Here is a 7,748-nt window from a genome sequence, read left to right on the forward strand (position 1 = left end):
TTCCACTCTCTCAAACGCCGAGCGGGCACTTCCGGTCCGCTCGTCACGGCCGACCGGGCACCTCCTGCCTCGTAGGAGGCAGGAGGTGCCCGGTCACCGCTCTGCAGCGCACCGGAAGTGCCCGGTCAGCTCGTTGGTCAGCTGCGCGGGATCTCGCGCATCTCGAAGGACTCGATGATGTCGCCGATCTTGATGTCCTGGAAGTTGCGGAGCACCAGACCGCACTCGAAGCCCTCGCGGACCTCGGACGCGTCGTCCTTCTCCCGGCGCAGCGACGCCAGGTCGAGGTTGTCGGCCACCACGGCGCTGTCGCGCAGGACGCGCACCTTGGCGTTGCGACGGATCGTGCCCGAGGTGACCATGCAGCCCGCGATGTTGCCGGCCTTGGACGACCGGAAGATCTCGCGGATCTCCGCCTGGCCCAGGGTCGACTCCTCGAACTCGGGCTTGAGCATGCCCTTGAGCGCCGCCTCGATCTCCTCGATGGCCTGGTAGATCACCGAGTAGTAGCGGATCTCGACGCCCTCGCGGTCGGCCATCTCGGTCGCCTTGCCCTGCGGGCGGACGTTGAAGCCGATGATGATCGCGTCGGAGGCGGCGGCCAGGTCGACGTTGGTCTCGGTGATCGCACCGACACCGCGGTCGATGACCCGGATGCCGACCTCGTCGCCGACGTCGATCTTGGCCAGCGCGTCCTCGAGCGCCTCGACCGAGCCCGACACGTCGCCCTTGAGGATGAGGTTGAGCTCCTGGCTCTCGCCCTTCTCCATGGAGGCCATGAAGTCCTCGAGGCTGCGGCGCACGCGACGCTTGGCCTGCATGGCCGCGCGCTCCCGTGCCTCGCGCTTCTCGGCGATCTGGCGAGCCATGCGGTCGTCCTCGACCACGATGAAGTTCTGGCCCGCACCCGGGACCGCGCTGAGGCCGAGCACCATCGCGGGACGCGACGGGTCTGCCTCGACGATCTCCTTGCCGTACTCGTCGAGCATGGCCCGCACACGACCGTGCGCCGGACCGGCCACGATCGAGTCGCCCACGCGCAGCGTGCCGCGCTGGACCAGCACCGTGGCCACCGGGCCGCGGCCGCGGTCCAGGTGCGCCTCGACCACGAGGCCCTGGGCGTCCTGGTCCGGGTTGGCCCGGAGGTCCAGCGACGCGTCGGCGGTGAGCACGACGGCCTCGAGCAGCTTGTCCAGGTTGAGGCCGGCCTTCGCCGAGACGTCGACGAACATCGCGTCGCCGCCGTACTCCTCGGGGATCAGGCCGTACTCGGTGAGCTGGCCACGGACCTTGGTCGAGTCGGCCTCGGGCTTGTCGATCTTGTTGACCGCCACCACGATCGGCACCTCGGCCGCCTTGGCGTGGTTGAGCGCCTCGATCGTCTGCGGCATCACGCCGTCGTCCGCCGCCACCACGAGGATCGCGATGTCGGTGGCCTGCGCACCACGGGCACGCATGGCGGTGAACGCCTCGTGACCCGGGGTGTCGATGAAGGTGATGCGGCGGTCCTCGCCGTCGACCTCGGTGTGGACCTGGTAGGCACCGATGTGCTGGGTGATGCCACCGGCCTCCTTGTCGACCACGTTGGCGTCACGCAGCGCGTCGAGGAGCTTGGTCTTTCCGTGGTCGACGTGACCCATGACGGTGACGACGGGCGGACGGACGGCCAGGTCGGCCTCGTCGCCCTCGTCGGCGCCGAACTCGAGGTCGAACGTCTCGAGCAGCTCGCGGTCCTCGTCCTCGGGCGAGACGATCTGCACGACGTAGTTGAGCTCGTCACCGAGCAGCTCGAACGTCTCGTCACCCACGGACTGGGTCGCCGTCACCATCTCGCCGAGGGAGAACAGCATCTGCACGAGCGCAGCGGCGTCGACGTTGATGCGCTCGGCGAAGTCGGTCAGGGACGCGCCACGGGGCAGCCGGACGGTCTCGCCGTTGCCCTTGCGGACCCGCACGCCGCCGATCGTCGGGGCCTCCATGGCCTCGAACTCCTGGCGACGGGCGCGCTTGCTCTTGCGACCGCGGCGCGACGGACCGCCCGGGCGACCGAAGGCACCCTGGGTCTGGCCACGCTGGCCGGGACGACCGCCACCGGGGCGACCGCCACCGCCGGGGCCGAACCCGCCGGGAGCGCCGCCGGGACGACCCGGAGCACCGGCACCGGCACCACCGCGACCGGGCGCACCGCCGCGGCCGGGAGCACCGGGACGACCCGGGGCGCCACCGCGACCGCCGGGACCACCGGGGCCAGGACGACCGCCGGGGCCCGAGCCGAAGGCGGCCGGGGACTTGGGCATCATCGCCGGGTTGGGACGGGGCATCCCGGGACGACCGGGGGCGCCGCCGTCACGCGCGGCCGGGGGCCGCGGCGGACGCTGCTGGTCGCCGGGCGCGGCGTCGCCACCGGGCGCGGGCGCCGGTCGGCGACCCATGCCCTGGCTCGAGGCGAACGGGTTGTTGCCCGGACGGGGCGCGCCGGGACGCGCCGAGGGCCGGGGAGCCGGCGACGCCGGCTTGGGCGCAGCCGGCGCGGGAGCGGCCGGTGCCTGGGCAGCCGGTGCCTGGGCGGCCGGAGCGGCCGGGGCTGCGGGCGCCTCGGGCTCGGCAGTGGGAGCCGGCTTGGGGCCGGGCTTGGGGCCCGGTCGGGGACCGGGGGTCGACGCCGGCGCGGCCGGCTTCTCCGCCGGCGCGGCGGGCGCCTCGGGCGCGGCGGCCGGAGCCGGCGCCTCGGCGGCCTTCTCGGCCGGCGCGGCGGGGGCCGGCTTGGCCTGCGGCGCGGCGGCGGGCGCCGACGAGGCGGCAGCCTTCAGCTGGTCGCCGTACTGCTTCTTGAAGCGCATCTCGACGGGGGGCTCGACGGTCGACGAAGCCGACTTGACGAACTCACCCATCTCCTTGAGCTTCTCGAGAACGAACTTGCTCTCGACGCCGAACTCCTTGGCGAGTTCGTGGACTCGGGTCTTGGCCACAATTCTCCTTCTGGCCCGAGACCCGTCGTCCGCAGGAGTGCGGCGGGGTGGTTCGGACCGTTAGCGGGTGTGCAAACTCATCGGTAAGTACTCATCGAGTGCTCATGAGCTGCTGCTCCAGTCTCTGATCGGTACTGCTTCGGTCGGTGGTGCTTCAGGTCTGTGCTGCGAGGTGCTCTGCCACGGGCGTGCTGCTCAGCGCCTCCCCGGCCCTCAGGGCCCGGGAGAACGCCCTGCGGCGCACCGCGAGTTCGTAGCAGCCGGTCGTGGGGTGCAGGTGCGCCCCTCGGCCCGGAGCCGTGCCGCGCGGATCGGGGCAGGCGGCCGGCTGGCCGCTCGCGTCCGAGCCGATGACGACACGCAACAACTCGCTCCTGGTGGCCCGCTCCCGACAGCCGATGCAGGTGCGGATGGGCACACGCGGGCTGTCGGTCATGGTCACCACCGGGAACTCTATCGCCTGAGCGCCCGAAACCCGAACCGGGTCGTCCGGCTCAGGCGTCGGGAACGGGCGCCTCGTCCGACCTGATGTCGATCCGCCAGCCGGTCAGCCGCGCGGCGAGGCGGGCGTTCTGCCCCTCCTTGCCGATCGCCAGCGACAGCTGGTAGTCGGGGACCACGACGCGGCAGGACCGGGTCGCAGCGTCGACGATCTCCACGGAGCTGACGCGGGCGGGCGAGAGCGCCTGCGCGACGAACTCCGCGGGGTCCTCGGACCAGTCGACGATGTCGACCTTCTCGCCGTGCAGCTCCGCGGTGACGTTGCGGGCGCGCTGGCCCATGGGTCCGATGCACGCACCCTTGGCGTTGACGCCCGGCACGGTGGAGTGCACGGCGATCTTGGTGCGGTGGCCGGCCTCGCGGGCGATGGCCGCGATCTCCACGGTCCCGTCCGCGATCTCGGGCACCTCGAGCGCGAAGAGCTTCTTGACGAGGTTGGGGTGGCTGCGCGACAGCGTGATCTGCGGTCCGCGCATGCCCTTGCGGACCGAGACCACGAGGGTCTTGATGCGCTCGCCGTGCTTGTACTCCTCCCCCGGCACCCGCTCGCCCACCGGCAGCAGCGCCTCGAGCTTGCCGAGGTCGACCATCACGTCGTCGGGGTTGCGACCCTGCTGGATGATCCCGGAGATGATGTCGCCCTCCTTGCCGGAGAACTCCCCGAAGCGGAGGTCGTCCTCGGCGTCGCGGAGCCGTTGCAGCATGATCTGCTTGGCCGTCGTGGCGGCGATCCGGCCGAAGCCCGCCGGGGTGTCGTCGTACTCCTCGGAGAGGTTGCCCTCCTCGTCGACCTCGCGGACCAGCACGTTGACGTGCCCGGTCTTGCGGTCGAGCTCGACGCGCGCGGTCTCCTGCGCGCCGGGGGTCTTGTGGTACGCCGTGAGCAGGGCCTGCTCGATCGCCTCGACGAGCACGTCGAAGGAGATCTCCTTCTCGCGTTCCAGCATCCTCAGGATGCTCAGGTCGATGTCCATCAGGCGTCCTCGTCCTTGTCACTGCTCTTGTCGCTCTTGCGGTTGAACTCGATCTGCACGAGGGCCTTGGCCACGTCGGCGTACGACAGCTCCCGGGTGGAGCCGTCGACGTCGAGCGTCGCACCGGCGTCGTCGCTCGAGGTGATGCGGCCGGTCACGGTGCCGCCCTCGACGAGGGTGACCTTGACCAGGCGGTCGGCGTTGCGGCGCCAGTGGCGCGGCAGGGTGAGCGGGCGGTCGACGCCGCGTGAGGTGACCTCGAGCGTGTAGGGCATCTCACCCATCACGTCGGAGGCGTCGAGGACCTCGGAGACCGCGCGGGTGGCGTCCGCCACGTCGTCGAGGGTCACCCCGCCGTCCTTGTCGACCGCGACCCGGAGCACACGTCGCTTGCCCGCAGGCGTGACCTCGACGGCCTCGACGTCGAGGCCCTGGTCGGCCAGGGGACCGACGAGCGCGTCCTCGATGCGGTCCCGGGTGGCGTCCTGTCTGGCGCTGCTCACGAGTGTGCGACCTCCTTGTGCTGTTGTGGTTCCGAGCCACCATAGCGGCTGCACCCGGGCGGACCGTCGGCGGCGGATAGGGTGCCGGGCGTGTCAGCGCGCGCCCGCCCCGTCTCCCGTCGTACGGCGGTCGGCGGCGCCCTCGCCGCGGCCCTCGCGGGGCCTGCGCTGGCCGCCGGGTGCACCCTCGACCCACCGACCTCGGAGCCCTCCCCCGGCGCCCCCGCCGAGCCCGAACCCGACGCCGACGTGGTGCTGCTGGGGACGGTGCTCGGCGCGATCGACGGCGCCGCCGCGCTCCTCGCCGCGACGACCGACCGGCACCCGCGCCTCGCGGGGATGCTCCAGCCGTTGCTCGACGCGCACGCGGCGCACCGCGGCGTGCTCGACGGCGCCGCGGAGGTCGAGCCGGACGTGCCCCCGGCGCCGACCGTGCCCGGACGCCCGCCCCTCGCCCTCGACCGGGTACGCCGCGCGGAGACCCGGCTGGTCGGCACCCTGCGCGAGGCCACCGGGGCCGCCCAGAGCGGCGACCTCGCCCGCGCGCTGGCGAGCATGGCCGCCTCCCTCACCCAGCACCTGACCGTCATCGGCACCGAGGGGCCGGTCGCATGAGCACCCTCGAGGCCCTCCAGTCGACCCTCGCCGGCGAGCACGCCGCGCTGCACCTCTACGGCCTCTACGGCGGGCGCACCTCCCAGTCCGCGGACCCGGGCCTGTTCGAGGCCCTCCAGGACGGCTACCGCGCGCACCGCGCGCGACGCGACCAGCTGCGCCTGCTGGTGACCGACCTGGGTGCCGAGCCGGTGGCGGCCGCCGCGGCGTACGACGTGCCCGACGGGCTGCGCACCGCGGCGGCGGTCGCCCGGGCCGCCCTCGACACCGAGCGCGCCTGCACGGAGGCCTACGCTGCGCTGGTCGCGCAGGTGGCCGGGGGGCGACGACGCTGGGCCACCACCGCCCTCATCGAGGCGTCGGTGCAGCAGCTGGCGCTGGGCGGCCGGCCGGAGGACTTCCCCGGCGCCCCCGAGCTCGGCTGAGACGACACCACGCGGTCTCCCTGCGGGAGCCTGAGAAATGGGAACGGTCCGCGCCCTCACCGAGTGGGGAAGTCCCGAGATCTCCCCCAGCCGGTGAGGACGCGGACCAGGGGGGTCGGTCAGCATCACCCATGTGGCCTGCCATGTGGGGTGGCAGCTCCACATGCAGAACTATGCAGCACGAGGAGGGTCCCGCCTACGGTTCTCCGGTTGCATCTTTGTGCGCTGCGTAAACCTGCAAAAGTATGGCCCGTTCAGACTATGCGCCGGACCGCGGCGGGCACCTCGGACAGGGCGTGCACGACGGCGTCCGGCTCGCCCTCCGTGTGGCCGAGCTGATGGGCCGGGATCGTGCTGAGCGGCACGTGGATCGCGCGCAGTCCCGCCTCGTGGGCGCCCCAGACGTCGTCGTACAACCGGTCCCCCACGTAGACGCAGGCGGCGGGGTCCTGCACGCCGACGGCCTCCATCGCCGCGCCGAACGCGAGTGGGGACGGCTTGGTCCATGCGATCTCGCTCGTGTAGACGTCGCCGTCGAACAAGTCGTAGACGCCGTCGCGCTCGAAGAAGCCCACGTGCCACTCCCGCGGCCAGATCGTGTTGGAGAGCACGCCGACGCGCAGTCCCATGGCGCGCAGCTCCTCGAGCATCGGGCGGCACTCGGGGTCGGTGGCGGTGTGCGGCTCCCAGAAGTCGTAGTAGGCGCCGAGCAGCTCGGGGTCGTGGTCGAGACCCGCCTCGGTGAAGAGGTCGGCGATGGTCGCGCTCTGCTGGTGGTCGCGGCTCCTCCCCCACACCACGTCCCCCGCCCGGTGGAGGCGGGTGGTGATCTCCGCGGCCGAGTGGTGCTCGGCGTTGACCACCGCCTGGGACAGCGCCAGCGACTCGGCGTGGAAGTCGACGTCGTGCCAGCGGGTGAGGGTCCCGCCCCAGTCGAAGATGACGGCCTGCAGGTCGCGCGTGGAGCCCATGGCAGCAGAACCTATCCCGACTACCGTCCTCCCATGCGCGCCACGGAGCCGTCGTACGTCGAGCCCGCCACGGGCTACGGCCGCGTCGCCAAGGTGCTGCACTGGGCGACCGTCCTGGCCCTCCTGGCGCAGCTGACGGTCGGCTACCTCATGGAGGCCGGCGACTCGGGCCGCGGGCGCGGACGCGGGCGCTCGGGCGGGTCGGGACGAGGCCGGGGACGGGGTGGGGACGACGAGGGGTACGACGTCGCGGAGCGGCTGGCCGCCTGGCCGGAGGACCTGGTCGCCTGGCACGTCGTCCTCGGGGTGACGGTCCTGCTGCTCGCGGTCGCCCGCGTCGCGTGGCGGCGCGGGCACGGACTCCCCCCGTGGGCGGCGACTCTCTCGTCGACCGAGCGCCGGGTCGCGCACTGGGCCGAGCGCGCGCTCCTGACGCTGCTCTTCGCGATCCCCCTGACCGGGTTGTCGCTGCTCGTGGCGGGCGACGACGTGGTGGCCCTCCACGTGGCCAGCCACGTCGCCTTCTTCGCCGCCCTCACGGCACACCTGGGACTGGTGCTCAAGCACCAGCTCGTCGACCGCGACCGGCTCCTGCGCCGGATGCTCTGAGCACGCCGGGCTCGTCCGTCGTACGTCCAACGATCTCCCGGAGCCGACCTTCAGGCCGATCCCGACGCTTGCTGGCCGATGCAACGGGGCAAGGTCGTTCGGTCTAAGCAACGGTTCATGCTGCTGCCGGGTTGGCGAGCAGTCTGGCCAGTCTGTCGGCTGGGGTGTCCATGTCCAAGGT

Annotated in this window: 8 protein-coding genes; 3 read left to right on the plus strand and 5 right to left on the minus strand. The window is 72.4% G+C overall.

Features of this window, described 5'->3' with window-relative positions:
• Positions 1 to 137: 137 nt before the first annotated feature.
• From infB to rimP, 4 genes are all read right to left on the minus strand, one after another.
• A complete protein-coding gene (gene infB / locus DAI17_RS19685) occupies positions 138 to 2,969 on the minus strand; it encodes a translation initiation factor IF-2 (RefSeq protein WP_107774939.1) in 2,832 nt (943 codons plus the stop codon).
• 154 nt (positions 2,970 to 3,123) lie between these two features.
• On the minus strand, positions 3,124 to 3,405 hold the full coding sequence (locus tag DAI17_RS19690) for a YlxR family protein (protein ID WP_107774955.1): 282 nt from the start codon (positions 3,403 to 3,405) through the stop codon (positions 3,124 to 3,126).
• 58 nt (positions 3,406 to 3,463) lie between these two features.
• Positions 3,464 to 4,444, minus strand: a complete 981-nt coding sequence (gene nusA, locus DAI17_RS19695; protein WP_107774940.1) for a transcription termination factor NusA — start codon at positions 4,442 to 4,444, stop codon at positions 3,464 to 3,466.
• Positions 4,444 to 4,947: a ribosome maturation factor RimP gene (rimP, locus tag DAI17_RS19700; protein ID WP_107774941.1), complete on the minus strand. Its 504-nt coding sequence runs from the start codon at positions 4,945 to 4,947 to the stop codon at positions 4,444 to 4,446. The genes nusA and rimP overlap by 1 nt, the downstream gene beginning before the upstream one ends.
• 90 nt (positions 4,948 to 5,037) lie before the next feature.
• Between rimP and DAI17_RS19705 the strand changes: the two genes are divergently transcribed.
• Complete coding sequence (locus DAI17_RS19705; protein ID WP_107774942.1) at positions 5,038 to 5,562, plus strand: hypothetical protein; 525 nt, start codon at positions 5,038 to 5,040, stop codon at positions 5,560 to 5,562.
• Complete coding sequence (locus DAI17_RS19710; RefSeq protein ID WP_107774943.1) at positions 5,559 to 5,987, plus strand: ferritin-like domain-containing protein; 429 nt, start codon at positions 5,559 to 5,561, stop codon at positions 5,985 to 5,987. Before DAI17_RS19705 ends, DAI17_RS19710 begins: the two co-directional genes overlap by 4 nt.
• Before the next feature lie 254 nt (positions 5,988 to 6,241).
• On the opposite strand, the gene DAI17_RS19715 is transcribed toward DAI17_RS19710, so the two are convergent.
• Positions 6,242 to 6,958 (minus strand): HAD family hydrolase, encoded by a 717-nt coding sequence (locus DAI17_RS19715; protein ID WP_107774944.1) that lies wholly within the window; start codon positions 6,956 to 6,958, stop codon positions 6,242 to 6,244.
• Positions 6,959 to 6,991: 33 nt separating this feature from the next.
• Here DAI17_RS19715 and DAI17_RS19720 point away from each other — a divergent pair, with 33 nt between their 5' ends.
• Entirely contained in the window at positions 6,992 to 7,567 is a 576-nt protein-coding gene (locus DAI17_RS19720) for a cytochrome b (RefSeq protein WP_107774945.1), read from the plus strand.
• Positions 7,568 to 7,748: the final 181 nt, after the last annotated feature.

The sequence above is a fragment of the Nocardioides sediminis genome, from assembly GCF_003047295.1.
Classification (GTDB): Bacteria; Actinomycetota; Actinomycetes; order Propionibacteriales; family Nocardioidaceae; genus Nocardioides; species Nocardioides sediminis.

What these genes read in the sequence shown, in the direction of transcription:
- nusA (WP_107774940.1), bottom strand. Translation starts at nt 4,444, where the DNA reads ATGGACATCGACCTGAGCATCCTGAGGATGCTGGAACGCGAGAAGGAG.
- DAI17_RS19720 (WP_107774945.1), top strand. Translation starts at nt 6,992, where the DNA reads ATGCGCGCCACGGAGCCGTCGTACGTCGAGCCCGCCACGGGCTACGGC.
- DAI17_RS19715 (WP_107774944.1), bottom strand. Translation starts at nt 6,958, where the DNA reads ATGGGCTCCACGCGCGACCTGCAGGCCGTCATCTTCGACTGGGGCGGG.
- DAI17_RS19710 (WP_107774943.1), top strand. Translation starts at nt 5,559, where the DNA reads ATGAGCACCCTCGAGGCCCTCCAGTCGACCCTCGCCGGCGAGCACGCC.
- DAI17_RS19690 (WP_107774955.1), bottom strand. Translation starts at nt 3,405, where the DNA reads ATGACCGACAGCCCGCGTGTGCCCATCCGCACCTGCATCGGCTGTCGG.